Source organism: Rhodococcus sp. NPDC057529, from assembly GCF_042802055.1.
Classification (GTDB): Bacteria; Actinomycetota; Actinomycetes; order Mycobacteriales; family Mycobacteriaceae; genus Rhodococcus_F.
Genome location: NZ_JBHVEY010000050.1, coordinates 1 through 26,105, shown reverse-complemented (window position 1 = coordinate 26,105; position 26,105 = coordinate 1). Strand labels below are relative to the sequence as shown.

At 67.2% G+C, this 26,105-nt stretch carries 23 protein-coding genes and 1 tRNA gene; 5 read left to right on the top strand and 19 right to left on the bottom strand.

Going from position 1 to position 26,105, the window contains the following annotated elements:
- Window positions 1–106: 106 nt before the first annotated feature.
- The 4 genes from ACFU5V_RS42425 to ACFU5V_RS42410 all read right to left on the bottom strand — a co-directional run bounded on the left by ACFU5V_RS42425 (window position 107) and on the right by ACFU5V_RS42410 (window position 3,063).
- On the bottom strand, window positions 107–877 hold the full coding sequence (locus ACFU5V_RS42425; RefSeq protein WP_378707328.1) for a hypothetical protein: 771 nt from the start codon (window positions 875–877) through the stop codon (window positions 107–109).
- A gap of 65 nt (window positions 878–942) precedes the next feature.
- Window positions 943–1,116: a hypothetical protein gene (locus ACFU5V_RS42420; protein ID WP_378707326.1), complete on the bottom strand. Its 174-nt coding sequence runs from the start codon at window positions 1,114–1,116 to the stop codon at window positions 943–945.
- Window positions 1,117–1,442: 326 nt separating this feature from the next.
- Window positions 1,443–2,351: a hypothetical protein gene (locus tag ACFU5V_RS42415; RefSeq protein ID WP_378707324.1), complete on the bottom strand. Its 909-nt coding sequence runs from the start codon at window positions 2,349–2,351 to the stop codon at window positions 1,443–1,445.
- A 55-nt stretch (window positions 2,352–2,406) separates the two neighbouring features.
- Window positions 2,407–3,063: a hypothetical protein gene (locus tag ACFU5V_RS42410; RefSeq protein WP_378707322.1), complete on the bottom strand. Its 657-nt coding sequence runs from the start codon at window positions 3,061–3,063 to the stop codon at window positions 2,407–2,409.
- Between the two features lie 103 nt (window positions 3,064–3,166).
- Between ACFU5V_RS42410 and ACFU5V_RS42405 the strand changes: the two genes are divergently transcribed.
- Together ACFU5V_RS42405 and ACFU5V_RS42400 are read left to right on the top strand one after the other, a co-directional pair.
- Window positions 3,167–3,472 carry a hypothetical protein gene (locus ACFU5V_RS42405; protein ID WP_378707320.1) on the top strand — a complete coding sequence of 102 codons (306 nt, stop codon included), beginning with the start codon at window positions 3,167–3,169 and terminating at the stop codon, window positions 3,470–3,472.
- On the top strand, window positions 3,469–3,747 hold the full coding sequence (locus tag ACFU5V_RS42400; protein ID WP_378707318.1) for a tyrosine-type recombinase/integrase: 279 nt from the start codon (window positions 3,469–3,471) through the stop codon (window positions 3,745–3,747). The genes ACFU5V_RS42405 and ACFU5V_RS42400 overlap by 4 nt, the downstream gene beginning before the upstream one ends.
- A 72-nt stretch (window positions 3,748–3,819) precedes the next feature.
- Here the strand turns inward: ACFU5V_RS42400 and ACFU5V_RS42395 are convergent.
- The 6 genes from ACFU5V_RS42395 to ACFU5V_RS42370 form a co-directional block, all read right to left on the bottom strand.
- A tRNA-Leu gene (locus tag ACFU5V_RS42395) sits at window positions 3,820–3,896 on the bottom strand.
- A gap of 50 nt (window positions 3,897–3,946) precedes the next feature.
- Window positions 3,947–4,891 carry an exopolyphosphatase gene (locus ACFU5V_RS42390; RefSeq protein ID WP_378707316.1) on the bottom strand — a complete coding sequence of 315 codons (945 nt, stop codon included), beginning with the start codon at window positions 4,889–4,891 and terminating at the stop codon, window positions 3,947–3,949.
- Window positions 4,888–5,442 carry a DUF501 domain-containing protein gene (locus tag ACFU5V_RS42385; RefSeq protein WP_015889584.1) on the bottom strand — a complete coding sequence of 185 codons (555 nt, stop codon included), beginning with the start codon at window positions 5,440–5,442 and terminating at the stop codon, window positions 4,888–4,890. Before ACFU5V_RS42385 ends, ACFU5V_RS42390 begins: the two co-directional genes overlap by 4 nt.
- Window positions 5,439–6,161, bottom strand: coding sequence for a septum formation initiator family protein (locus tag ACFU5V_RS42380; protein ID WP_378707314.1), 723 nt, complete (start codon window positions 6,159–6,161; stop codon window positions 5,439–5,441). Before ACFU5V_RS42380 ends, ACFU5V_RS42385 begins: the two co-directional genes overlap by 4 nt.
- Before the next feature lie 33 nt (window positions 6,162–6,194).
- Entirely contained in the window at window positions 6,195–7,481 is a 1,287-nt protein-coding gene (eno, locus tag ACFU5V_RS42375; RefSeq protein ID WP_015889582.1) for a phosphopyruvate hydratase, read from the bottom strand.
- Window positions 7,482–7,676: 195 nt separating this feature from the next.
- Entirely contained in the window at window positions 7,677–8,447 is a 771-nt protein-coding gene (locus ACFU5V_RS42370) for a lytic transglycosylase domain-containing protein (RefSeq protein WP_378707312.1), read from the bottom strand.
- A 245-nt stretch (window positions 8,448–8,692) separates the two neighbouring features.
- On the opposite strand from ACFU5V_RS42370, the gene efeU reads away from it, so the two are divergent.
- Genes efeU through efeB form a run of 3 tightly spaced genes read left to right on the top strand, consistent with a single transcriptional unit; the run spans window position 8,693 to window position 12,067 of the window.
- Entirely contained in the window at window positions 8,693–9,628 is a 936-nt protein-coding gene (efeU, locus tag ACFU5V_RS42365) for an iron uptake transporter permease EfeU (protein WP_378435485.1), read from the top strand.
- 16 nt (window positions 9,629–9,644) lie between these two features.
- On the top strand, window positions 9,645–10,784 hold the full coding sequence (gene efeO / locus ACFU5V_RS42360) for an iron uptake system protein EfeO (protein ID WP_378707310.1): 1,140 nt from the start codon (window positions 9,645–9,647) through the stop codon (window positions 10,782–10,784).
- Window positions 10,785–10,786: 2 nt separating this feature from the next.
- Window positions 10,787–12,067 carry an iron uptake transporter deferrochelatase/peroxidase subunit gene (gene efeB / locus ACFU5V_RS42355; protein WP_378435489.1) on the top strand — a complete coding sequence of 427 codons (1,281 nt, stop codon included), beginning with the start codon at window positions 10,787–10,789 and terminating at the stop codon, window positions 12,065–12,067.
- Window positions 12,068–12,085: 18 nt separating this feature from the next.
- On the opposite strand, the gene ACFU5V_RS42350 is transcribed toward efeB, so the two are convergent.
- The 9 genes from ACFU5V_RS42350 to ACFU5V_RS42310 form a co-directional block, all read right to left on the bottom strand.
- Window positions 12,086–16,057: a diguanylate cyclase domain-containing protein gene (locus tag ACFU5V_RS42350; RefSeq protein WP_378707307.1), complete on the bottom strand. Its 3,972-nt coding sequence runs from the start codon at window positions 16,055–16,057 to the stop codon at window positions 12,086–12,088.
- A gap of 416 nt (window positions 16,058–16,473) precedes the next feature.
- A complete protein-coding gene (locus tag ACFU5V_RS42345) occupies window positions 16,474–17,313 on the bottom strand; it encodes a glycoside hydrolase family 16 protein (protein WP_378707305.1) in 840 nt (279 codons plus the stop codon).
- A gap of 56 nt (window positions 17,314–17,369) precedes the next feature.
- The gene (locus ACFU5V_RS42340; protein ID WP_378707303.1) at window positions 17,370–19,478 is read right to left on the bottom strand and encodes a hypothetical protein; all 2,109 of its coding nucleotides are present in this window, start codon (window positions 19,476–19,478) and stop codon (window positions 17,370–17,372) included.
- Window positions 19,471–20,268 carry a glycoside hydrolase family 16 protein gene (locus ACFU5V_RS42335; RefSeq protein ID WP_378707301.1) on the bottom strand — a complete coding sequence of 266 codons (798 nt, stop codon included), beginning with the start codon at window positions 20,266–20,268 and terminating at the stop codon, window positions 19,471–19,473. The genes ACFU5V_RS42340 and ACFU5V_RS42335 overlap by 8 nt, the downstream gene beginning before the upstream one ends.
- A 31-nt stretch (window positions 20,269–20,299) precedes the next feature.
- Entirely contained in the window at window positions 20,300–20,971 is a 672-nt protein-coding gene (locus tag ACFU5V_RS42330) for a DUF998 domain-containing protein (protein ID WP_378435497.1), read from the bottom strand.
- Between the two features lie 2 nt (window positions 20,972–20,973).
- A complete protein-coding gene (locus ACFU5V_RS42325; protein WP_378707299.1) occupies window positions 20,974–22,164 on the bottom strand; it encodes a hypothetical protein in 1,191 nt (396 codons plus the stop codon).
- A 37-nt stretch (window positions 22,165–22,201) separates the two neighbouring features.
- The gene (locus ACFU5V_RS42320; protein ID WP_378707297.1) at window positions 22,202–23,575 is read right to left on the bottom strand and encodes a lipopolysaccharide biosynthesis protein; all 1,374 of its coding nucleotides are present in this window, start codon (window positions 23,573–23,575) and stop codon (window positions 22,202–22,204) included.
- Between the two features lie 2 nt (window positions 23,576–23,577).
- Window positions 23,578–25,371, bottom strand: a complete 1,794-nt coding sequence (locus ACFU5V_RS42315; protein WP_378435503.1) for a serine aminopeptidase domain-containing protein — start codon at window positions 25,369–25,371, stop codon at window positions 23,578–23,580.
- On the bottom strand, window positions 25,355–26,105 hold a 751-nt coding region (locus tag ACFU5V_RS42310), incomplete at its 5' end, for a glycosyltransferase (RefSeq protein ID WP_378707295.1). The genes ACFU5V_RS42310 and ACFU5V_RS42315, both read right to left, overlap by 17 nt.

Below are 26,105 nucleotides of genomic sequence, written 5' to 3'. Positions count from 1 at the left end.
GTCACCGGTCAACACAAACTCGCCATCACGCCCGAAATCCGCCACTACAACACCATAGGTAATTACAGCGATAATTTCCGGACCGACACACTAGCGAGTTCTCTGGTTAGTTCGCGTCGCGCATTCTCGGCCCCCATTCCAGCGAAGTCGAGCCGTTGTATCTCTCCATCCTTTCAGCAACGCGCAGGAGATTCGCCCGAATTTCGTCCTGTTTTTCTGCAAGTTCCTCCGCTGATAGGTTCTCCACTGCCGAAGGTTTGGTGCTGCGGCGTCGTGTCCCGCCAGGTTCGTCGAGTCGAGACTCGATGTGACTAAGTCGACGAAGGATTTGAGTCATTCCAAACTCAAGTTTGTCCGATGGCGACGCATCCGCCCTGTTGCTTGCTGTTGAAAACATCTCATACCCAACAAGTGGGTTCGTCGGTGTCGGATTCTCAAGCACATGCCTTGCGGAATGTTCAAGACGCTCCCTAGCAGTGTGGACGGACGCCGGGTTCGTCAGGTCGTAGAAGACCGTCCTCATATCCACAATGTCGAAGGGAACTTTCTGGCCAGCGGTCATGATCGTAACCACGGGCTTCTTGTAACCGTGCGCAACTGCGAGTTCGTAGAAGACATTAGGGTTGTGGTCACTGAGGTCGGCGACTACGAGATCGGAATTGACGATTCGGCTGATCACCATGTGAGTGATCGAGCCTGGGTCCTTTTCCTCGTCTGCACGGACTACATCCCATTCCGGCGCAGGCAATGCCTGGCGAATGATGTACTCCAGCGTGAGACTCGCGTTGACGGCTTCGACGGAGCCGGGTGAACCAATCGGCGATACGACGAATACCGCCTTCGGTTCAGGCTCGGGGTTCTCCGATGTACTCGACATCCAGGCATTATTATACCGCTGCCGTGTGGTTAGGATCAGTACCGGTTTTAGCGGCGTCGGGGTGGTCAAGGGGTATCGGTATCCACTCCCCCGGCAGACGGGGTGCCCTCGGCATAGATGTGAATGTGCACCACGGTCGGGTGCACGCCGGCCTCGGCGTTGATGCCTAAGGCGAGCTCGTGCATGACGCCCGCTGTGATCTTGGCGATCGACTTGACGAATTGACGATAGAGATCCATCGAGTGCACCTCTCGTGCGACGGGAAGATGAACCTGCTCGGAGCCGCTACGCCGGGAAACGGGTCGGCGGTACTCGGATACCGTGGGCCCCATCAGTTCGGAACGGGCGGTGACTTTGACAGAGCAAGGGACAGACGTGCGCCCGAGCCGATCGGAACATCGCGCTGTCGAGCAGCGGGCTACAACGAAAACTCGGGCGCACGTTGTGGACGCTGAGAGATTCAGGAAGTGGATATAGGTCGTCTCACTACAAAGCATCCTTGCATGCAGGTCAGCCCCGCAGTCAGATCGTGGCGGCGCGAGGGGCGTGCAGGCAACGACTCAACTCAATCTCTTCGGTTCCGCATGCGAGCACGACTAGCCTCTTCCGCGTCCCGGATCTCTTCGCGGAGACGAAGTAGGTCTTCAGGAAATCCATCAGGTGCGGGGCCCTCTGCTGTCAGCAGTCTTCCTATCCGTCGGCCCTTCTCGCTTGGAGTTTGCAGCCTCCAGCCCTTGACCTTATCTACGAGGCCGGCCTTTCGAATGGGAGAAGTCTCAGGGTCAAGCGAAAGGCCCGGTCCAAAATGCTTGTTATTGGTGGCGCTCAGAAGATCCCTGAGATCAACAAAGAACGACTGCCGCATAGTCGGTGGCAACTCGTTCCACGCTTCACGGACCTCGTCATAATCGTCCGGCCCAGGCCAGGAAAGCAACTCAGCGCGCATCTTCTCGGCCTCCGGGACAGGCAAAGCCGGCGGGTATTGGTCACTTTGTCGATCTACAGATAAGGGGTCTATCGTCATGGACCGGTCGGCTTGCAAAGAAACTGGAGCTTCTAAGGCTGCAAGTGAGTCCTCGATAGCGGCCAACTCCGTGGAGGATGATCGACCAAGTTGCCTTTCCGAACGAGCCTTGCCACGAAACTCTTCGATGACCTGATCATGGAGGAGTTGAACGGTACGTTCCAACGCCGTCGACTTCTCCTGGATGCCTCGCAGCACTTCCATCATGTCGCCATGGAGCTTCTGAGCGTTCTGCAACTGCTGTGCCGCGGAGATTGACTGGATGATGTACACAATTAGCTGGACGACAAACGCCATGATCGCGAGAGCTAGCGCGACAGTACTGAGCACGTCGATGTTCTGCACGCTGACGACCACCGCGAGCGTCGCCAGTAACCCGATTGAGGCCAACGTCGACGCGCCAGCCACTGCTTTCGCTGGAATTACGAACTTGCCTGATCCGTCGCTCATTCGATGATCTTCCTACAGGGACTCATACGTCTTGACGCGAGGTACCTGACATCGCTTACGCGAAACAGCGGAGGGGAGTCCCGGTGAATCCAGAACGACGAGATCGTGCAATCCGCCTCCGACCGGGCGGATCGCTGCGCGAGTGCCATGGGTAGAGCGTGCCGATCGGCACCGGCTCACGCATCGCGCGCAGCCCGAGGACGAGCTCGGGCATCGTCGAGATCTGATCGTCGATGTGCTTCAGAATCGCCCGATCGAGATCGGCCACGCGGTGATGCGTCCAGCAATGCGGGCAGCTCAGGTACTCCTCGCCGCGATCGGCGTACAGGTCGGTGCTGCACGTCAACGGCTGCCGCTCCTCGCGGCGAAAGCCTTCGCGAATGAGACTGACTTCAACATCCGCCGTGGTGCGTACGTTTCGCCATCCGCTGATCGCCTGACGATCGGCGACCTCGGACCTAACTAGCTCTACTGACAGCGCGCCGGCACAGGAAGCAGAGTGGATTCCGTTCCCTCGAAAGCGCGTGGCGGGTGCAGGTGCAGGTGCAGGTGCAGCCGCGGTGGACCAACTCAAATTGGTCAGATCCGATTCACCGAGGTATCGGCTTGGGTCGCCGACCTCAATTCCAAGCGCGGTGCAACGATCGTCCTCACCGCCCACGGGGTGCTCGCCCGAATCCTCGACGATGCGGTGAAGGATCGCCTGATCCACTCCAATCCCGCACGCGGCGTGAAGCTCCCGCGGAGGGTTGCCAAGAGGAACGTCTATCTGTCGCACCGCCAGTCGCTCGAACTTGCCGAGGAGGCGGGCGCACGTGCTGATGCTCGCCTATACCGGCCTGCGGTGGGGCGAGGCTGCCGGACTCCGTGTGCGCGATCTCGACCTGTTGCGCAAGCGCGCGACGTTCTACGAGTACGCCATGAAGGTCAGCGGCGAGATCGTTGTCGGAACGCTGAAGAACCATAAGCACGCTAGCGTTCCGTTGCCGAAGTTCCTCGTCGCCGAGCTTGCGCGCGCATGCGCGGGCAACGGGCAACGGGCAACGGGCCCGACGATCTCTTGTGGCCGTCGGCGACGGGTGGGCACATTGGCCCGCCTTCGAGTTACGACTCGTGGTTGAGCGGTGCGGTCGCGAGGTGTCAGGTTGCGGCAGAAAAGGTACGCGAAGCCGAGGGCGGCAAGCCGACCACTCCCCTGTTCCCGAGGGTGACCGCGCACGATTTGCGCCACACCGCGGCGTCGCCTGCGATCAGCGCTGGCGCTAACGTCAAGGCCGTGCAGAAGATGCTCGGGCACAAGAGTGCAGCAAGGACTCTCGACGTATACGCAGATCTGTCCGATGACGATCTCGCCGACGTGGCAAAACGTCTCGACGAGAGTGTGGGCAAAATGTAGGCAAGCGGCGCGTGACTTGAACGTCAAGCTCCACCATGCGACCGCTGACCTTCACATAGTCGCCCACGATGGTGGTGCCCCCAGTCGGACTCGAACCGACACTGTGCGGATTTTAAGTCCGCTGCCTCTGCCAATTGGGCTATAGGGGCTACCGGTCGCCGAGGGTGTTGCTCGGTGACCGTGCGCAGATCACCCTAGCTCAGGCGATCGACAAGGCGATTCCGTCGAGGATGTCGTGTTCGCTGACGACGAGTTGGTCGATGCCGGCCTTTTTCTCGAATGCGTCGGCGAGGGCGAGGGTCACGATCGCTCCGCCGCCGATGACGTCGACCCGTCCGGGGTGCATCGGGCCGAGCGCGGCGCGTTCGGTGTGGGTCATGGCGATCAGCGAGTTGCAGACCTCCCGTAGTCGCGGCAGGGGGATTCGGGAGAGATGCACCTGCTCGGCGTCGTATTCGGGCAGTTCTTTCGCGAGTGCGGCGATCGTGGTCATCGTGCCGGCGACGCCGACCCAGGTGTGGGCCTGTTCGACGGGGACGCGGGCGAACGCCTCGTCGAGCCGTTCCTGCGCGAACGCGCGGGCGTCCTCGACCTGTGCGGGTGTCGGCGGGTCGTCGTGGAGGCAGCGCTCGGTGATGCGCACGCATCCGATGTCGGTGGAGAAGGCGGCATGGACGCCGGACTCGTCGCCGAGCACCACTTCGGTGGAACCGCCGCCGAGGTCCACGACCACGAACGGCCCCTGGGAAGGATCGAGTTCCCCGACCGCCCCGTTGAACGACAGTCGTGCTTCCTCGTCGCCGGTGATGACTTCGGCCCCGGCGCCCGGGATGACGGCGCCGAGCACGTCGCGGGTCATCGAGAAGAAGTCTTCCCGATTGGACGCGTCGCGGGTGGCGGACGTGGCCACCATGCGGACGGCGGTGGCGCCGGCGTCCGCGATCATTCCGGCGTACTCGGTCAACGCGACACGCGTGCGTTCGATGGCCTCGGGCGCCAGACGCCCGGTGGCGTCCACGCCCTGCCCCAGTCGGACGACGCGCATCTCGCGGCGGACGTCGTGCAGTGCCCCCTGCTCGTCGACGTCGGCGACGAGGAGTCGGATGGAGTTCGTGCCGCAGTCGACGGCGGCGACGCGCGTCACTGCTCGGGACTTTCGATGTCGTCGATGCCGGGCCAGTCCGCGGGAATCGCGGTGCCCCTCAGCTTTCCGCCTGCCGCGGACGCGGCGAGGGCCACCGACTCGTCGCCGAGCGGGTTCACGCCCGGCCCCTTCGCCAGCGAGTGCGCCATCAGCACGTGCAGGCACTTGACGCGTTCGGGCATGCCGCCGCCGGTGAAGTCCGTTCCCAGGGGTTCGATGGCGTCGCGCTCGGCGAGATACGACTGATGGGCGCGCAGGTAGGCGGCCGCGAGTTCCGGGTCCTGCCCGAGACGTTCGGTCATCTCACGCATCACCCCCGCGGACTCCTGCCTACTGGCCTCCGCGGTCAGTCGCGGGTCCGTCAGGTAGTACAGCGTCGGAAACGGCGTTCCGTCGGGAAGTTTGGGCGCGGTCTTCACGACGCCGGGTGTGCCGTCGGGACTGCGGTACGCGATCTCGAGCACTCCGCGCGGTTCACGGCCCAGCTGGGCGGCAACGGCGTCGAGGTCTTCCTGCGGCACGGGGCTGGACGGGTCGGACGAAGTGGTCACCCGGTGGGTTCTCCTGGTTCTGGCGGTACGGGCGGCGGCACCACGGGGGGCGCCGGAGCCGGTGCCGGCTGCACCTCGGGCGCGGCCGGCGGTTCTGAAATGGTCTTCCACAGGTCGGAGTACCAGGGGCCTGCCATCTCGGCGTCCTTCTCCTCCGGCTTCTCCGGCTCCTTGTAGTCGCCGGGCAGCTGCACCTGGAACGGGGTGTCGCCGGGCTTCACCCACCGCAGCCGGCCGCGAGCCTGCGCCTCGATGTAGGCGGGATCCGAATAGCGCTCCTCGAGGATCCGCAGCTCCTTCAGGTCCTTCTCGAGCTGAACCTGTTCCGCAGCAATACGATCCGCCTCACCGCGCTGGGTGAGGTAGTTGCGCAGCGGAACCGCGAGGGTGAGGGCGAGCAGCAGCACGACCATGACGAGGACGAGCGCCTGGCCCGTCGACAGCCCGAGGATCGTGTGCTCGGATCGAGGTATGCGGGCGGCCCCGGTCGCGCCCACCCGTCTCGGGCGGGCGCGACCGGGGAGCACCTTGCCGGTGTCGGCGCTGTCGACGGCGTCCGGTTTGCCGTCGGCCTGCCCCGGCGTCGTCGACTTGGTGGTGCGGGGGCGTCGCGCTCCGGGAGCGCCGTCCGCGCGGCTTCCGCGGGCCCGTTCACCACGCCCGGTGCCACGGCCGCCCGGACTTGCTCCGGACGACCGCGGCCTGCCGCGCTGTGCCACCTACCCCAACACCCCTCACTCGACGGTCGAACGTCAGCCTTCGAACGCGAACCGCGGGAACGCGACCTCGCCGGCGTAGCGGGCGGCGTCGCCCAGGTTCTCCTCGATGCGCAGCAGCTGGTTGTACTTGGCGACGCGCTCGCTGCGTGCGGGGGCGCCGGTCTTGATCTGACCGCTGCCCACGGCGACCGCGAGGTCGGCGATGGTGGTGTCCTCGGTCTCGCCGGACCGGTGGCTCATCATCGTCTTGTAGCCGTTGCGGTGCGCGAGGTCGACGGCGTCGAGGGTCTCGGTCAGCGTGCCGATCTGGTTGACCTTCACGAGCAGCGCGTTCGCGGCGCCCTTGACGATGCCCTCTTCCAGACGCTCGGGGTTGGTGACGAACAGGTCGTCACCGACGAGCTGGACCTTGTTGCCGATCTGATCGGTCAGCGCGACCCAGCCGTCCCAGTCGTCCTCGTCCAGCGGGTCCTCGATGGACACGATCGGGTAGGCGTCGACCAGTTCGGCGTAGAACGCCGCCATCTCGTCCGCGGTCCGGTTGCTGCCCTCGAACTTGTAGCCGGTGCCGTCGGTGTAGAACTCGGTGGCGGCGACGTCGAGTGCCAGCGCCACGTCGGTGCCCAGCACGAGACCGGTCTTGCCGACGGCGAGACTGATCAGGTCGAGGGCTTCCTTGGTGCCCGCGACGTCGGGGGCGAAGCCGCCCTCGTCACCGAGACCGGTGGCCAGGCCCTTCTCCTTCAGCACCGACTTGAGGGCGTGGTACACCTCGGCGCCCCAGCGCAGCGACTCCTTGAACGTGGCGGCACCGATCGGGGCGACCATGAACTCCTGGACGTCGACACCCGTGTCGGCGTGCGCGCCACCGTTGAGGATGTTCATCATCGGGACGGGCAGGACGTGGGCGTTGGGGCCGCCGACGTAACGGAAGAGGTCGAGTCCGGACGACTCGGCGGCCGCGCGGGCGACCGCGAGGGACGCGCCGAGGAGCGCGTTGGCGCCCAGACGCGACTTGTCCGGGGTGCCGTCGGCGTCCAGCAGGGCCTGGTCGACGGTCCGCTGCTCGGTGGCGTCGATGCCGATGATGGCCGGAGCGATCTCGCTCAGGACGGCCTCGACGGCCTTCTCGACACCCTTGCCGTTGTACCGGTCACCGCCGTCACGGAGTTCGACGGCCTCGTGCTCACCGGTCGAGGCACCCGACGGAACCGCGGCGCGAGCGAAACTTCCGTCGTCGAGCAGCACCTCGACCTCCACCGTGGGGTTACCACGGGAATCGAGGATTTCACGGGCTCCGACCTGCTCAATGATGGACACTTGCTGATTCTCCTTATATGGGCTTCGCACTGTGCACCGACCGGTCCGATCGTGCCAGGACACCAGATCGTGCCAGGACACAGCGTAACGGCACACCGAAAGCGGCGCGGGATGGCGCGCCCCGCCGACGGCGATCCGCCCGCGCGGCGCCTAGCGAAACGACGTCGATCAGGTCACGAAGCGGTGGTGGGAGGATTACGGGCGCACCCCGACCGAGTAGGCGGACGCCCGGTCGCGCACCAGGGTGAGGTACTCCCCCGACAGGTTGTAGGCCATCAGAGCCGACTGCCAGCCTTCCGCCGAGGTGAGGTCGCCGCCCCGCTCGCACAGGTAGCGGGCGGCGGTCAACGCCGAGTCGTCGATGTTGTCGGCGTCGGCCACGCCGTCACCGTTGGCGTCGACACCCCACCTCTTCCAGGTCTCGGGAATGAACTGCAGGGGACCCATGGCGCGGTCGTGCACCGGGTCGCCGTCCATCGCCCCGCCGTCGGTGTCGGGGATCTCGGCGACGCCGGGTCCGCCGTCGAGCGGGATGCCCCGGATCTCGGGCGTCACCTGCCCGGTCGGCCCGACCGTCGAACCGGCGTGCGTGCCGTGCCGGCTCTCGACGCTGGCGATTCCGGCGAGGGTGGTCCACCCGATCCCGCATTCGGGTTTCGTCTCGGCCATCACGGCCGACGCGTAGCCGTACGCCTCGAGGGCGGTGTTTCCGACGCCGATGGAGTCGGCCAGTCCGGCGGACCACTCGTGCAGTTGATCCGCGGACCGTCCCGGCGCGTTGATGTCGATCGGCGGGGTCGCCGCACCGGGACCGGGTGGGATGCCTTCCGGTACGGCGATCCTCGGTTGCTGCTCCCGCGAGCACGCACCGTAGGCGAGGGCCACGACCACTGTCGCCGCGAGCAGAGCGAACAGCGGTCCGGGCCATCGGGAACGACGTGTCGGCCGCGCGGGATATCGGGTCACGACTCCATCATCCACACCGAACTCGCCGATCCCGGCCAGGCGAGACGGCTCCCACCCCGAATACGGGTCACGGCACGGCAACACATCGAAGGTAAAGAGTTGTAAAAGTGCTGGTGAGGGGTTCTTCGGACGCATTCACGCGGTGTATGTTTTCCACAGGGCTAAGGTTCGCCTTGCCTACCGCAAGGTTGCCTACCCAACCTTGCCGGTCACTCGCGCTCGACCCGCCTCGATCAGGAGTGTGCATGTCAGTTCTCGCCGCAGGGACCGCGCCGTCGATCGCCACGCAGCTGTTCGGCAGTGGATTGATCGGTCTGCGCGAGGGTCTCGAGGCGGGCATCGTCGTCATGATCCTCGCCGCATTCCTCGTGAAAGCCGAACGCAAGGACGCACTCAAATGGGTCTGGCTCGGCGTCGGCATCGCCGTGGCGATGGTGGCGGCGATCTTCCTCGTCATCCACTACGGAACCTCCACCGTCACCGGACTGACCGCCGAGATCATCGCCGGCGTCGCCTCCCTCGTCGCGGTCGCGATCGTCACCACGATGGTGCTGTGGATGCGGAAGGCCGCGCGGACCATCTCCCACGACCTCAAGGCCGGCATGGAGAAGGCACTGGTCGCCGGTCCGATCGCCGTGCTCACGCTCGCGTTCTTCGCCGTCGGCCGAGAAGGTGTCGAGACCGCGCTCCTCATGGTCGGGTACGCCGAGAACACCGCAGGCAGTGTGTGGCCCCTCGTCGGTCTCCTGCTCGGCATCGTCGCGGCGGCGGCCCTCACCGTGCTGCTGTACATCGGTGCCGTCCGCCTCGACTTCGCGAAATTCTTCAAATACACCGGCATCTTCCTGATCATCGTCGCCGCCGGAATCCTCGGGTACGGCATCCACGCCCTGCAGGTCGGTGGCGTCCTGCCCGGCGGCTCCGCACTCGCGTTCGACATCTCCGGCGGATACGACGCCTCCAGCTGGTACGGCACCGTCCTCGCCGGCATCTTCAACTTCCGGCCCGACCCGACCGTCCTGCAGGCCGTCGCCTGGGTCGTGTACGTCGTCGTGGTCCTGTTCCTGTTCCTCCGGCCAGTCTCCGCGCCCACACGCGCACCCGCGACCTCCGCACCCCCGACGGCCTCCGCGGCCCCCGAGCGCACTGCCTCCCCCTCACCCGACGAAACAGTTTCGTGAAAGGCAACTTCCGCCCATGAAGACCATGCGCCGATCCACCTTCGCCCTCGCCTCGGTCGCCGTGCTGCCGCTGGCCCTCACAGGCTGTACCGAGAAGTCGACGGCGAGCACCGACGACATCACCGTCACCGCGAGCGACGAGACCTGCGACGTCAGCGCCGACTCCGGGACCACCGGAAACAGCACGTTCCAGGTCACCAACAACGGCAGCAAGGTCACCGAGTTCTACGTGTACGCCGAGGGCGACCGGGCGATGGGTGAGGTCGAGAACATCGGTCCGGGGCTCACCCGCCAGCTCATCGTGTCCCTGCCGGACGCCGGCACCTACCAGCTCGCGTGCAAGCCCGGCATGGTCGGCAACGGCATCCGCCAGGACTTCACCGTCACCGGCGACTCGATGAGCGCCTCCGACGAGAGCGGACAGCTCGCCGAGGCGGCAGACGGCTACCGCCGCTACATCCGCAGTCAGGTCGTCGCCCTCCAGGACACCACGCAGCAGTTCGTCGACGCCGTGAAGGCCGGCAACATCGATCAGGCCAAGGCCCTGTTCCCCGTTTCCCGCACGTATTACGAGCGCATCGAACCCGAGGCGGAGAGCTTCGGCGAACTCGACCCCAAACTCGATCTGCGGGAGGCCGACCTCGAACCCGGGCAGGAGTGGACGGGTTTCCACCGGCTCGAGAAGGACCTGTGGGTGACCGGTCCGCAGCCCGACACCAACGCGATCGCCGACCAACTCGTCGTCGACGTCCAGTATCTCGCCGACCAGGTGAACGCCGAGGACTACACGATCGACCCCACCAAGATCGCCGGCGACGCGCAGGGGCTGCTCGACGAGATCTCGACGTCGAAGATCACCGGTGAGGAAGACATCTTCTCGCACACCGACCTGTGGGACTTCCAGGCCAACGTCGACGGCTCGCAAGCAGCGGTCGCCGCACTGCAGCCGATCATCGACGAACGCAATCCCGAACTGTCCGCGAACATCACCCAACGTTTCGCGGACCTCGATGCCGAACTCGCCCAGTACCGCCAGGGTGACGGGTTCGTCTTCTACGACACTGTCAACGAACAACAGCGCCAGGAACTCTCGCGCAAGATCGACGCCCTCTCGGCCGAGGTCAGCCAGGTTCAGGGCGTGGTAGCAGGCGCATGATCATGACTGATCCGACCGGTACGACCGACACGACCACCACGGTGGACGAGCGCAAGGGCATGTCCCGACGACGTCTGTTCGGCGCCGTCGGGGCGGGAGCCGCCCTGGCAGGCGCCGGTGCACTGGTCGGGCGCGCCACCGCCGCCGAACCGCCGCTGTCGCACGCCGACGTCGTCGCCTTCCGGGGCGACCACCAGGCGGGCATCGTGACGCCGGCCCAGGACCGGATGCACTTCGTGGCGTTCGACGTCACCACGAAATCCCGGGAGGAACTCGAGGCGCTCCTGAAGAAATGGACCGTCATGGCCGAGCGGATGACCGCCGGCGAGGAGGCCACCCCGGACGGGGCCATCGGCGACGGCCTGTACGTTCCGCCCAGCGACACCGGGGAGGCGCTCGGCCTGGCGGCGTCCCAGCTGACGCTGACCATCGGATTCGGGCCCTCCCTGTTCGACGACCGATTCGGGTTCGCGTCCAAGAAACCCGCGGCGCTCGAAGAACTTCCGCACTTCCGGGCGGACAACCTGGATCCGGCGCGCAGCGGCGGCGACATCGCGATCCAGGCGTGCGCCAACGACCCGCAGGTGGCCGTGCACGCCATCCGCAACCTGGCGCGCGTCGCGTTCGGGACGGCCTCGGTCCGCTGGTCGCAGCTCGGCTTCGGCCGCACGTCATCCACGTCCACCACCCAGGACACCCCGCGGAACCTGTTCGGGTTCAAGGACGGAACCAACAACATCAAGGCGGAGGAAACCGACGTCGTCGACCAGAACGTGTGGGTGGCCTCCGGCGACGACCAGGCGTGGATGGGCGGCGGCACGTACCTCGTGGCGCGGCGGATCCGCATGCTCATCGAGCAGTGGGACCGCACCGTGCTCGGCGAGCAGGAACGCGTGATCGGACGGTCCAAGGGCAGCGGCGCTCCCCTGAGCGGCAAGACCGAGTTCGACGAACTCGACCTCGAATCCAAGAAGGGGCACGACCCGGTCATCGACGTCGACGCCCACGTGCGGCTGGCGTCCGCGCAGGAACTGGGCGGCATCCAGATCCTGCGTCGCGGATACAATTTCACCGACGGCTCCGACGGTTTCGGCCACCTCGACGCCGGACTCTTCTTCATCGCCTACTGCCGCAACCCGCAGGAACAGTTCGTGCCGATGCAGCTGAACCTGTCGAGGAACGACGCGATGAACGAGTACATCCAGCACGTCGGTTCCGCACTCTTCGCCTGCCCGCCCGGTCTCGCCGAGGGGCAGCACTGGGGTCAGGGTCTGTTCACGTAGCCGGGACGACGCCTCGCGTCACCGGTGCCCGCCGATCAACCGAAGGTCGAGTTGGTCGGGCGGCAACGGCCGGCCGTGGTAGTGGCCCTGGGTGACGTCGCAGCCGTACCGGCGCAGGGCCCGCAGGGTGTCCTCGTCTTCGACACCTTCCGCGACCAGCGACGCACCCAGGCTGTGCGCGAGCTCCACCGTCGAACGCACGATTGCGACCGACCGGGGGTCGCTGGCGAGGCGCGCGACGAAGACCCGGTCGAGTTTGAGTTCGTCGACGGTCAGGTCCTGCAGGTACGCGAGGGAGGACCAGCCGGTGCCGTAGTCGTCGATCGACAATCCGATTCCCAGCCCTTGCAGGGCTTCGACCACCCTCCTGGCACGCCTGTAATCGGTCATCAGGACGCTTTCGGTGATTTCGAGGATCAGTGTGTCGGCGGGCAACCGAAGGTCGTCCAGGAGCCGGTTGATCTCGGCGACCAGGTCGACGTCGAGCAGATTGGTGACCGACAGGTTCACTGCGACGGTCAGCGATATACCGCGATCGAGCCAGCTCCGCGCCTGACCCAGCGCAAGCTCCAGCACTCTCGTCGTCAGTGGCCGCATCAGTCCGGACTGTTCGGCCTGAGGCAGGAACTCGTCCGGCAGGAGGAGGCCGCGGAGGGGATGCTCCCACCGGACGAGTGCCTCGACGCCGTGCACCTGGCCGTCGCAGGCACTGACCTTGGGCTGGTAGTAGCACGTGAGCTCGCCACCGGCGATTGCGGTGCGCAGCTCGTCGACGGTCTGCCGCTCCTCGATGCTGCGTTGGTACTCGCCGGCGTCGTACACGGCGATCGTGCGGCGGGAGCACTTGGCGCGATACACCGCCACCCCCGCACACTGCAGCAAGTCCTGGGGGTTGGTGCAGTGTTGTGGACAGAGGGCTATCCCGATGCACGCCTCGATACGCACCGTGACCTCGTCGAGGTCGAACGGCTCGCGAAATGCCTCGAGGACACGGCCCGCCAGGGCCCGGGCGCCTGTAAGATCGGTCCCCGCCGGCAGCAGGACCGCGAACGCGTCCCCGTCGAGGCGTGCCGGCAGATCACCCGGTCGCACCGACCGCGACAACCGGTCCGCCACCTGCCGCAGCAATTGATCGCCCACGTGCCGTCCGAACGAGTCGTTGATCTCCTTGAAGCGGACCACATCCATCAGCAGCAGACCAGGACCGGACCCCGGACGGTTGTGGTGCCCCGTCGGCTGCGCCGCCTGGTCGTCGTACGCGGCCGTCAGCGCGGCCACGATCGCCCGCCGATTGGCCAGGTTCGTGAGGTCGTCGGTGCTCGCCTCGCGATGACTGCCGGCGAGGACGACCACGTGCCGGAACGTCACCGCGAATCGGGCCGCGACCGCGACCAGGCTGAGCGCTGCCAGCACCACCGAGAGCCGCGGCAGTCGCGCATCGTGGTCGAGGATCAGCAGCCCCACTGCAGCGGCGGTGCACACCAGCGGGGGAACCCAGATGGCCGGTCCCGGTGGCCGACCCGTCTTCTCGCGGCCCGGGGCTCGCCAGCTCGCCACGGCAACGAGGAGTACGGCGAGGTGTGGGAGCGCATCGAGCCATACCTCCACATCGTGTCCGGCAGCACTTCGGAACAGGTACGCGGTGTCGGCCACCGCGAACAGCACGAACCCCGCGACCAGCAGCGCCCACCGCTGCTCGGCCTGCCACCCCAGCACCGCGAGCGCCCCGACTGCGAGTGTCAGCAGCAGCACGTCCCCCACCGGGTAGGCCAACCCGACGATCACCGTGGCGGGCGATTGGCCCGCCACCGTGTCGATCGGGCCGAATGCGAGGGCAACCTCCAGCGCCGCCAGCGTCAACCCCGCGGTGACGGCGTCCAACCAGATCTCGGTCGGTAGCCGCCCCACCCGTGCGCGCAGCAGCACCACCAGCCCGGCATACACGAGTGGGTAGAACGCCAACGTCAGCAGAGCGGCCGCCGAGGGCGACGGGCCCTCGGGCACCCACGACGTCGCCAGGACGTCGCCCACAGCCCAGCTCGTCAGGCCCAGCGCGATCAGCGCCCACGCTCGGTTCTCGGTCGGTACCCACCATGCACGAGCAGCGACGACAAGCGCGGCACTCAGGGCCAGTCCGTCGTAGAACACCTCGTGCAGCACTCTCCACCCGGTTTGATCCTGCGACCCGAGCGAGATCCCCAACAGAACCCCACCGATCAGCAGCATCCCGAGCCGGACCGTGACGCCGCACCGCGACGGGTCGGACGGCGACACCCAGTTCGCCCGAATCGGTTGTGGCAGGCGATGTGCGATCGTCGCCGCCGGCACGCTGTCGCTTCCCGGCACGGCCGGGGGACGCGCGTGCCGCGGTGTGTGTGCGGCTTCGACGGGGCTGACGACGACGGGACGGTGTGCCGGGCGGTCGACATCGGTGAGCTCCTCGATCTCGCCGGGGTCGACCGGGTCCGGCACGTAACTGCGCAGGCACCCACCACCGCAGCGTTTGGCCGCATACATGGCGAGGTCGGCCTGTTTGAGCAGGCTTTCGGTCGTCACGTCGGGGACGTCGGACGTGGCGATGGTGAGCCCGATGCTGGGGCGGATGGACAGTGCGACACCGTCGATGACGAACGGCGGGGTGAATGCCTCCAGTACACGATCCGCGGCAGACAGTGCGTCCTCGACGCTCCCTTCGACCAGCGCAGCGAACTCGTCACCTCCGAGCCTGGCCACCGTGTCGGTGCTCCGCATGCACCCGGTGAGCCGTTCGGCGACGCGAATCAACAACTCGTCCCCTGCGGGATGACCGAGGCTGTCGTTGACTGTCTTGAAATCGTCGAGGTCCACGCACAGCACCACGATCGGTGTCCGTTCCCGCCGCCGGCGCTGCACGGCCTGGTCGAGCCGGTCGAGAAACAACGCACGGTTCGCCAGCCCGGTCAGGGGGTCGCGAAATGCCTGCCGGGCCACGGTGAGCAACAGCCGACGATTCTCGGCCAACACGATGAACTGCCGGGTCAGCAAGGCGAATACCAGGACCACGATCGCCGCGGGAATCGGCCCGGAGCCCAGGCTGGGCAACTCCCGCTGGAGGCCGACACCGACAGCCAGCAGCAACGGAATGTACGGCAACCACAACCGCGCCCGGGACGAAATCTGCACCGGAACCGGTTCGGGTGACGGTGCTCGGGTACTCGACAGCGCCGCCAGGCCGATCGCGACGAAGGCGGCCACCCAGCCCAGGTCGGTCACACCGCCGTTGTGATAGGTGCCCATTGCGGTCAGGTAGGAGACTGCGCTGGCAGACAACGCCATCAGGATGATCCCGATGCACAGCAGTCCCAGGGTCAGGCGTTGCCCAGCCCGCGCTCGGGTCAGCACCACGATCGCCATCGTCGCAATCACCAGGTCCGCGACCGGATAGGCGAGGGACAACACGAGGGCGACGGGTGTGTCGCTCCCGGCGCGGTACACGCTGCCGAGCACGCTCGCCCACGACACCACGAACAGTGAACCGGCCACGATGATTCCGTCCAGGATCAGCCGGGTCCGGGACTGCCCACTGTCACCGACCGGAAACAGCAACAGCGCCGCGCACGCGCCGACCGGGAACAGCAGGTACGCCGCAGCCGCCGAGGAGGGGAACGGTATCTGATCGCTTCCCTGCCACACCACGTAGTAGCACCAGATGGCTTGGCCGACCGACCAGGCCGCCAGCCCACCCGCCAACGCCAGCCAGCTGTTGCGCCCCACGCCACGCCCCACCCAGGCAGCCCTGACGGCACACCCGGTGGCGACCACCGCGAACACCAGCAAGCTCCCGTCGGCGACCACGATCGTCGCGAACGCTCCATCCCAACCCCGCCACAGAGCCAGCGCCAACAGCAGCGCCGGGACGGCGAATACGAGGGCGACCGCCCCCAGACCGCCTCGCCACACGGCCTCGGCAGTCGACGAGGTCCCCGCTCGCTCGGCTGTCCGACGTCCCATCGCCACCACCCGAACTGCCGTCTGCCGCACCTGCGCACGCATTCGTTCATTGCGTAATCGGATACAAAGTTTCTAGATGCCCATTTTTACACGATGCACGTACTGCAATACAGCAGTTATACATACTTGAAGTATGTTATACCGTCGCACGGCAGGAAGGCGACACCGAGGCCGGAGCGACGAGACGCTCGGCGAGGGCGGCCGTCTCCGGGCGAATTCCGCGCGGTCAGCGGCCGACGAGCTTCCGGATCAACCGGGGCAACGGCCGCCGAAACTTCGGACAGTCGCAGATCGCACAGGACGTGCCCTTACGGTAGTGCTCGTGAGCGGCGAATGGGTGGCCGCAACGGCACTCGGAGTTCGACACGGCCATGAAGTCGATTCTATTCACACCGAAAATTCGCCGGTCTCGGACGTCACTGGGAGAACCTCACCCAGTCCACCAGCATGGTGGCGGGGAAGCGCGTCGACGACGTGACCGGGCCGGGCCAGCTCCCGCCGACGGCCACATCGAGCAGGAGATACGCGGGGGCGTCGAACACCCAGCGTTCCTCGGGACGGAGGTCCGCTGTGGTGACGGTGCCGACGATGTTCCCGTCGATGCCCACCGAGATGCGGCCGGGCGCCTTGATCAGGGCGTAGTCGTGGAAACCCGCGCTGAGGTTCGCGCCGATCGAGCCGTCCGTCGAACGCTCCCAGTGTCCGCCGCCGACGGTCGGGCCGTGCACTCCCGCGTGGTATCGCGAACCGTCCCCGATCACCTCGAGGATGTCGATCTCGCCGCAGGCCGGCCACCCGACGCTGTTGATGTTGCTCCCGAGCGTCCAGAACGCCGGATGGATTCCCGGGCCGGACGGCACCTGTATCCGTGCCTCGATCACCCCGTACGTGAACTCGAACTTTCCGCGGGTCACCAGCCGAGCCGACGTGAAACCGCCACCGTTTCTGCGCGCCTCGACGACGAGACGACCGTTGCCGTCGAGTCGCGAATTCTGGCGGGAGTCGGTGTACACCTGTTTCTCGTTGTTGCCCCACCCGCCGCCTCCGAGGTCGTACCCCCAGAACTGCGGATTGGGTACAGCGTTTGCGGGTCCGTCGAATTCGTCGCTGCCGATCACGGTGTATCCGGCGTAGGCGGTCCGGACGCCTCCACCGCCGGGCGCGGCGGCGGCAACAACCGGGGTGAGGGACAGCGCGCACAGCGCCACCGAGCACGTCAACGCCATGTCGAACAGGGCCGACCGCATCCGCTGCATGTGCCGATGCTAAGCGCCCGCCCCGACTGGTCGTGACCGAATACGCGACGTGACCGTTACCGGCGCGGTCCCGTGTACCGGAAAATCGTGCTGTTGTCGTCCTGCGCGGACACCGACCAGTCGGGGCTGGATCGCAATTGGTCTTCGAAGTTGTCGACGGATCCGTCCGGTAGATAACCGTAGTAGCGGATGGCGGCCGTGCCCTGCGTGTCGAACACGAGATACGTGTCGCCGTCGCGTTCCGCCGCGTCCGCGGTGAGCATCTCGATCTGGCCGCCGTGCGGGAAACCCTCCAGCAAGGTCGGAGGCAAGGCCAGCAGGGGTTGATCGAAATCTTTGTCGACGACGGCGAACTTGATGTAATCGGCGCTGACCCGAGTGGGCAGACCCGCGGGATAGAGCGACATGATCGTCGCCGGTGGCTGTTCGTTCGCGAGGATGTCCTCCGCGAACGTCACCTGGGACTGATATCCGACGACGAGCGACCACAGCCCGTAATAGCCTTGCAGGCCCGCGAATGTCACGTACGCCAATCCGCTCGCGAGCCCGACGGGGACTACTCGGCGGAGCAATCCGGACCGGTACCTGATCGTGAGCGCGTCCACGAGAATCGGTGCGATGAGGATCGCGCAGCCGGGCACGGCGTAGAGGTAGACCCGGAAGATCGCCTCACCTCCGTAGCTCTGACCCGCCAGCAGCGCGAACGAGCTGAACCCCATGACGGTCGCGATCCAGGCGGGTCGCTTGCTCCGCCAGAGGAGGATGGCGCAGACCACGGCGAGCAGGATGATGCCCGCGGACAGGGAACGGCACACGGCGGAGGTGAAGATCTTCCCGAACGTGCCGACGGCGGTCACGTTGCTGGCGGCGTTGTCGACCGGGTTGAAACCGGACAGCAGCCCGTACGGTGCCACGATGTCGAGCCGCGGTACGAGATAGGCGACGAGGATCGCGAAGTAGGGCACGGGAAGCCACCGCGGACGGATCTTCCGCGTCACCGCCAGCGCCGCCGTGACGCCGAACAGCCAGTAGGGGGTCAGCTGGTGGGTGGGCACCAGGGCGGCGAAGACGAGGATCGACAGGTACGCTGCGGATCGGTGCTCCGTCGACACGACCAGGAGCGCCACCACACCCAGCGCCATGACGAGTGCAATGGCCTGCGGCGAGAAGTAGTCCTGCCCCACCCAGTTGGCGAGTTCCGCCACCATCGCGGCTGTCAGTGCCACCCGCATGTCGAATCCGAGGAGCCGGGCGATCGCGGCGATCACGATCGCCAGCAACACGTGGATCACCGGCGCGAACCAGTGGGCGACGGACATCATGTCCGCCGACGTGATGTCGCCGAACCACGCGAATGCGGTGAAGAAGCCCGGCCACTCACCGTAGATGTCGACACCCTTGGGTGGCAGTGTCTGGAACTGCTGGATGTAGTCGACCACGCCGAGGTGCTTGTACGTCCACCCGTAGATGGGCACGTCGGTGACGAGTGTCGGGGTGAGCCGCTCCACCACGATCACACCGAGCACGGCGGCGGCAGCGGTCCCGACAGCCCTCTCGCGGAGAGCCCAGACGAACGCGCCGACCATCATCAGCGCGCACACCACCAGCCCTGGCCCGCTCCCGACGAACAGCAGACCGAACTGTGAGTACTCGGTGGTGCCGAGCCCGAAGAGCACGGCCACCCACAGTGCGAGGCCCACTGCGACGAGGATCAGGGGTCGATGACGGCGGGCATCGTGCGCCCATTGCGACAGCCGAAACCGCGCCTGCCGCAGGGTGACCACGCGAACCGGGCCGGCGCCCGTGTCGTGCCACCGATGCCGCAGCGCGGACGCGACGACGGCCAGGACCATCACCAGCAGCAGACCGGTGGCGGGCCAGCGGTAGAACCAGGCCAGGACGGTCGTCGCGGCGGTCACCACCGACAGCCCGAGGACGGGGACGGCCGCGACCGACGCGGCGACCGGTATCCGCAACCACGTCACGATCGCGAGACCCGGGCCGCTCAGCACGAACATCGTCAGCAGAACGGCGCTGACCGGCGACGGAAGGGGTGCGAGCGATGCCAGTCCCGCCACCGCCGACGCCAGGGCGGCGACGTCGTAGTACCGGGACAGCTCCGGAGTTCGCGCGTCGAGGCGCTGCGCACTGAGGAGATCACTCATCGGTCACCTTCACCCAGTCGACGAGCATCGTGGCCGGAAACGTCGTGTCGGCTCCGACGTCGCCGGGCCACCGTCCGCCGACAGCGACGTTCAGCAACAGGGAGAACGGCTTGTCGAACACCCACTCCTGCCCCGGATCCAGGTCCGCACGCGAGAAGTCGCCCGTCACTGCGTCGTCGATGCCGAACGTGATCCGGTCCGGCGACCGCTCCACCCAGTAGTCGTGAAAATCGTCCGACACGTTTTCGCTGCCTTCGGCATTCAGATTCCAGGGTGTGCCGTCCGCGGACGGGCCGTGCAGCGCGCTGTGGTGGAACGACGCGTCGTTGATCGTCTCGATCACGTCGATCTCCCCCGACTGCGGCCAGCCCACGCGGTCGACGTCCGTGCCCAGCAACCAGAACGCCGGGTGCAGGCCCTGCCCCGTCGGCAACTTGATGCGGGCCTCGGCACGTCCGTACTGGAAGGCGAAGCGGTCGAGGGTGACCAGCCGTGCCGACGTGTAGCCGGATCCGTCGCGGCGGGCTTCGATCACGAGGTTGCCCTCGCCGTCGATCCGGGAGTTGGCAGGATCGTCCGTGTAGACCTGTGCCTCGTCGTTGCCCCAGCCTCCTCCCCCGACTGCGCGCCCCCAGTACCGGGGGTCGGGCGAGGTTCCGGCGGCCCCGACGAAATCGTCGAACATGAGCACCGACTCGCCCGTCCCGGATGCCTGCGCGACATCGTTCGACGCGTACCACCCGGTGGCGCCGACGCAGGCGAACGCGAGGAACACCGCAGCCGACGACACGGCGCGTGCTCTGCGTGGACGCTTCAGCTGTCTATGCACCGGCTTTGTCTCCGACCCGGACGGCAGCCGAACGTCGAACGGACTGCAGCTGTGTCACGAGGTGGACGCACACGACGAAGCCGAGGATCGCCGAGTACGCCGCGACCCGTTCGATGCCGCCGACACCGAGACCGAGGTCCCAGGAGTAGGTGAAACAGAAGTATCCGACCAGTCCGAGCACCCCCAGCGCGACGGCGACGTACGTGGCCGGGCCCGACATCTGCGGCCACACGGTGAGCGCCGTCGTCAGCGTGAAGAGACTGCCGAAGATGAGAAACAGCGTCGCGCCGAGGGAATGCACCTCCCAGTGCGTGTTCGACGGCGCCAGACCGACGACCACTCCGCCGATTCCGGCCACCACGAGGAACACCACCGGAACGAGCGGGAGCACCCGCTCGATGCGGTACCAGAGAACGGCGGCGACCACATACGCGACACCGGCCACGACGAACGCCGCGTCCATCAGCAGCGACGTCCTGCTGCACGGCGCGGTGCCGTCGGTGCCGCAGAACGGGACACCGAGATCGCTGATGAAGTTGGCCGAGTAGCTGTAGTGACCGCGCCAGGTTCCGGCGACGAGGAATTCGACGACGAAGAATTGCAGCACGGCGACAGTGAGGTACAGCGGGGTTCGCTTCGATGTCTCCAGGACGTGTGAGGGCATGGCTAGACAATCCTTCGAGACAGGAGAGACAGTGGGTCGCACAGGGCGTCGGCGAGTGCGTCGCGGACGAGTTCGGGGTCGAACACGTTGTCGTGCAAGGACGCCGACACGTCGAGTTCGGGACCTCGGCGCACCGAGGTGAAGACGATCGACGCCGGATCGGCAGGCTCGCTCAGCGCCGTGACGATCCGCCGGCCGGGTTCGTCGGTCCAGTCGAGATCGGCCAGCAATGCGGCCTCCCCCATGTCGGAGTACACGAGCCTCACCCGGGGCGTCGCCGCGACGTGCGCGGTCTCGGTGTGTGCCGTACCGGCACGCATGCGCCTGCGGAACTTGGCGATGCTGAGTGCGAGCGAGGCGAGCGGCCTGCCCGACGCGGTGGCCTGCGCGATCGCCGCACTCATCTCGGCCGCATCTCCGGGGTCGGACAGCGCGAACCGCACTCCGGCCGCGAAATTTCCGTTCACCGTCGCACTGCCCGGGAGGTAGCGGCGGCAGTCGAAGAGGACGTCGACCTTGTCGTCGACCGTCAGACCGCGACTGCGCATCGCCCGCGCGACGGCCGCGAACAGCAACGACGACACCGACGCCCCGGGCAGTTCCCGATCCCGCCAGCGACGGAGTTCCGCGGTGGTTCCGGACACGGCGGACTCGACCACCGCAGTGGGCGACCTGCACCAGGGCACGGTCTGGACGGGACCGGCCTCGTGTGTGGTGGAGGGCCGGGGTTCGAGGAGCTGAGCGACGCGGGCGGGGGACGTCGCGAAGGTCCGGGTCAGGGCGCGTGCGAGCGGCAGTGCGCTGTCACGTGTCCGGGCCCATTCGGGGACCGGCGTCCCGCTGCGTCCGCCGGCGACAGCACGGACGAGGGCCAGTGCGAGCCGGCCGTCACCGAGTCCGTGCGAGATGTCCAGCAGGAGAAAGTCACCCGCGACCGCGACGTTCAGCGGGGACGCGGATGCGTCCGCGCGTGCCAGCCGGGTCAGCAGCCGAGGCACCTCCTCCCGGGTGCACGGCCCGAATTGCCGGACGTTCCCGAGGAAGTCCTGCGGTCGGTGCTCCCACCGTCGTGACTCGGTGGCCGGGACGAGCCCGATCGGGGTGCGGCGTCCCCCGGCGTGCGCGAGCACGGTCAGCGTGTCCCGGATCTCGCCGATGCTCGGCAGGCGGACGGGACCGATCGCGGTGATCATGCGACTGCCGCTCCGCATCAGGTCGCGGGAGCTCGCTCTATGCATCGACATCGGATACCTGCCACATCGGTTTCTGGTTCACGCTCTTCTTCGCCAGCCATCGCTCCCACCTGGCGCGGTTCTGGAGTCGGCGGAGCCAGGAGATGAGCGGTCCGGCGAGGATCACGGCGGTGAGTGTCTCGGCGGCGAGATACGCCCAGCCCACCCCCGCGACGCCGACGGACGCGCTGAAGATCAGGCTGCCGACGATGATCACCACCGTGGCCAGGCACTGGGTGACGACGGCGAGGGTCAGCCGGCGGTACACCCGCGCGAGACCGTCGTAGACGGCGCCGATGACGGCGAGGGGCACGAACACCGCGGCGAGATGGAGCAGAGGTGTTCCCTCCGCACGGTATTCCGCACCGATGAATCCGAGCGCGGGCGGGGCGACGAAGGCCAGACCGAGCCCGCCCACCACCGCGATCACGGCGATGGTGCGGACGAACCGGCGGGACAGGCTGACGATCTTGTCCGGATGCGCGGCGGCCTCGGCCACGAACGGACCCACCATGAGGTTCACCATGATGTAGAGGGCGCTGACGATCGACCACGTCACCGCGAAGTATGCGTTCGCCGCGGTACCGACCCGGGTGACGACGATCAGCGGGACGACGAGCGGGGCAATGGCCCCCAGCGCCGAAATGCCGTACGAGGAACCGAAGTACACCCCGAGTTCCTTGTTCGAGGGCAGCGCCGGTTCCTGCCGGTATCGGGGGTCGGACCGGATGCGCAACCCCATCGCCGTCAGCAGGACCACCACGGCGATCGCCGCGGTGACTCCCCAGGACGCGACGATGGCGAGCGCCGAACCCGACGCCGCGAGCACGACGACCGCCAGCAGTTTGGCCAGCGCGTGGAAGACGTTCTTCGACGCCGCCCAGCGGGCGACGCCCAGGCCGGAGACGGTCTGGTCCTGGAGCGCGAAGAGCGCGAGGACGACGACGAACACCGGATAGATCGCGATTTCCAGATTGTTCTCGAACAGCGTGTCCCGCGGGCCGAGGACGATGAGCCCCACAGCCGACACGAAGGCGAGTGTGGCCACGGCGGCAAAACCCTTGACCAGGAGCGGTCCCGCGCGGCGACCGGCCACCGGCAGGAAGCGCTCGAACATCGAGCCGAGACTGAGATTCGACAGCGTCGACAGCATGATCGCCGTCGAGATGAGCGCGGACGCCACCCCCACCTGGTCGGCGGGGAACAACCGCGCCGCCGTGCCCCAGAACGCGAGGCCGAGGACACCGGTCACCACACTCGACAGCATCAGTGCCATCGAGTTGAGCTGCAGATTCCGCCCTGCCGAGCGCGTGGGCTGCTCGGCGCGATGTCTGGCGTGCAATTGCGACTGCGTCGCTGTCGGGGCTCCCATGGCTATCCCGCCAACTCCGGCCGGGAACCGTCACGGGCGTCGTCGACACGGTCCGCGGTCAATTCGCCGAGAGCGGTGGCGAGGAGGTCCCGCAGGACCCTGTCCCGCAGGGCGGTGCTGTACAGCGAGTGATCGCCGGTCGGGTACGTGACCAGTCGTCCGTTCCAGCCGGCGCGCCGCAATCGGCGAAGGCTGCGCTCGCCGTGGTTCTCGACGAACGCGGCGTAGTCGATCGGTGAGAGGAGGACGGTGGTGTGCACGCCGCGTTCGTTGAGCGGAGCGAGCATGACTTCGGGCACTTGCAGCAGCCCGGCCCGGCCGAGCCACAACCAGCCGCGGTACGGCATCCACAGCCGCAGGTACTTCTTCGCCGTCGCCGCGTGCCGATGGAGCAGCGCGAGCGCTGCACCCGCCAGGGGCGTCCGGTCGGTGTCCATCGTCGACTGCTTCACGAACGCCTTACGGGTGATGGTCCAGTCCGCCATGTTGACCAGGACCACTGCCCGGACGGGACGCCGGAGGGCGGCGTAGCTCGAATTCCAGGCACCCGAGCACATCCCGGCGAGCACAACCGAGCCGGGCTGTGCCCCGCTGACGGAGATGATGTCGACGGCGTCGTCCCGGGATTCGTCCGTGTAGATGGTGGTGCATTCGCCGTGCTGCACCAGGCCGGTGTCGCCGGTGCCGCGACGATCGAAGCGAACGCTGACGATCCCGTGCGCCGCCAGCTCGCGCGCGGTCTCGGCCCACAGCCGGACCGGACCCACACGGTGCTCGTTGGCCGTGCCGTGGAAGATCACCGTCGGCTCCGCAGCGTCGGGCCTCGCTCCCCGCCCGGAGTCGACGGATGTGCGGATCGTGAAGAGCTCGGACGCGCCGGCGAACTCCAGCGTCTCGACGACCTGCCTGCCGTCGACGGTCCGATCCACCACGGCGGTGGCGCGCAGTTCGAGTGTGGTTCCGGTGCGGTGGTCGCCGAAGGATGCGGACATCCATTCGGCGATCCGATCGATGTCGCCGAACGGGAGCCGGACCGTGAAGTCCGCCGGTTCGAGGAACGATTCGTAGTCGCGGACGGTGAACGTCTCGGCGTTCCAGGCGGCGACGGTCTCGCGTGTCCCGACGGAATCGACGTCGCTCTCGCGCAACGCCATCAGGATCTTCGCGCCGGGCGGCGGGGTCGCCGCGCGCAGGCTCATCGCGGACAGCGCCGACGCCGCGGCCGGCGCCAGCACCGCGCCGATGAGGGTGACGCGCGGATCGCCTTCGTCGTCCGGGCCGACCACCATCTGGTGGAGCGCGGTCTGCTTGCGCAGGTAGCCGCGACCACGGATCACCGGATCCCACAGGGTCACGGCCCGCACCGGACCGCACGCCGCCGCGACCTGTGCGGCGAGGAGGGCGCCGACCCGAAGGCCGACCAGTCCGACATCCGTGATGCCGCAGCTGCGGACGTACTCGACTGCCCGCCGGGTGCTGTCGAGCCATCCGGCGACCGCGTCGGAATCGTCCTGGGAGCCCGGAGAATCACCTGTGCCGCGGTAGTCGAACCGCAGCACCAACAGACCTTGCGCGCGTAATTGCTGCGCGAGATACACCATTGCGCGATACGAGTCGACCTGTTCCTTGCCGATCGGCGGGCAGAGAACAACGGCACCGCGGCACCGGCCGTCGGCGGGAAGGTCGACGACGCCGAACAGCGGTGCGTCGTCCGTTCCGAACCAGGTGGCGAAGCGGGTGCCGTCGGCGCGACCCGCGCCGGACTCGGTGCCTGCGAGATCAGGACGGGCCGTCATGGGTCACCCCTTTCATCGGCGCCGGATCCCGGCCCTCCATGCGGGCCTTCAGGTAGGCGAACGGTCCGCGTGCGATGGAGCGCAGCTCGGTGGCTCCGATCCCCGCCGGCAGGTGGCCTGCGAGGCCGTCCGGCGGGGTGGCGACGTGGGACATCTTCCGCGACAGGTGGAGAAACGTCGGCGCCTGCCGCACCGCGATGCGCACGGCGAGCCATGCGGTGCGCGGGTTTGCCGCGATCTTGGCCAGCCAGGCACCGAGTCCGAGTCCGTAGCCGCGCGCCTGAACGGCGAGCGCCTCGTTGTCCGCGCGGTGCCGGTGCCACACGACGGCCCCCGGCCGGTACGCCAGCTGCCGCCCTGAGTGCAGTACGCGGAAGAACATGTCGAGGTCCTCACCGCCGTCGGTAGGGGCTCCCGCTCCGAGTGCCTCGTCGAAACCGCCGAGCGCGAACACGGCCTGCCGATCGACGGCGAAGTTCGCACCGGTGCCGTAGATCCCGACCTGGAAGGGGAAGAGCGGCACATCGGCGGGTGGGTGCGCGAGGTCGAACAACCGGGGGGCGCAGGAACTCGCCCACCCCACCCGCTGATCGAAGTACGCCTGCGCGGGTGTGCGGATCTCACCGCTCGGGACGATCCCGCACACGCATGCCACCGCGTTCCCTGCACCGAACCCGGCCACCAGTTCGGTGAGCCAGTGCGGGTCGACGACGACGTCGTCGTCGGTGAACGCG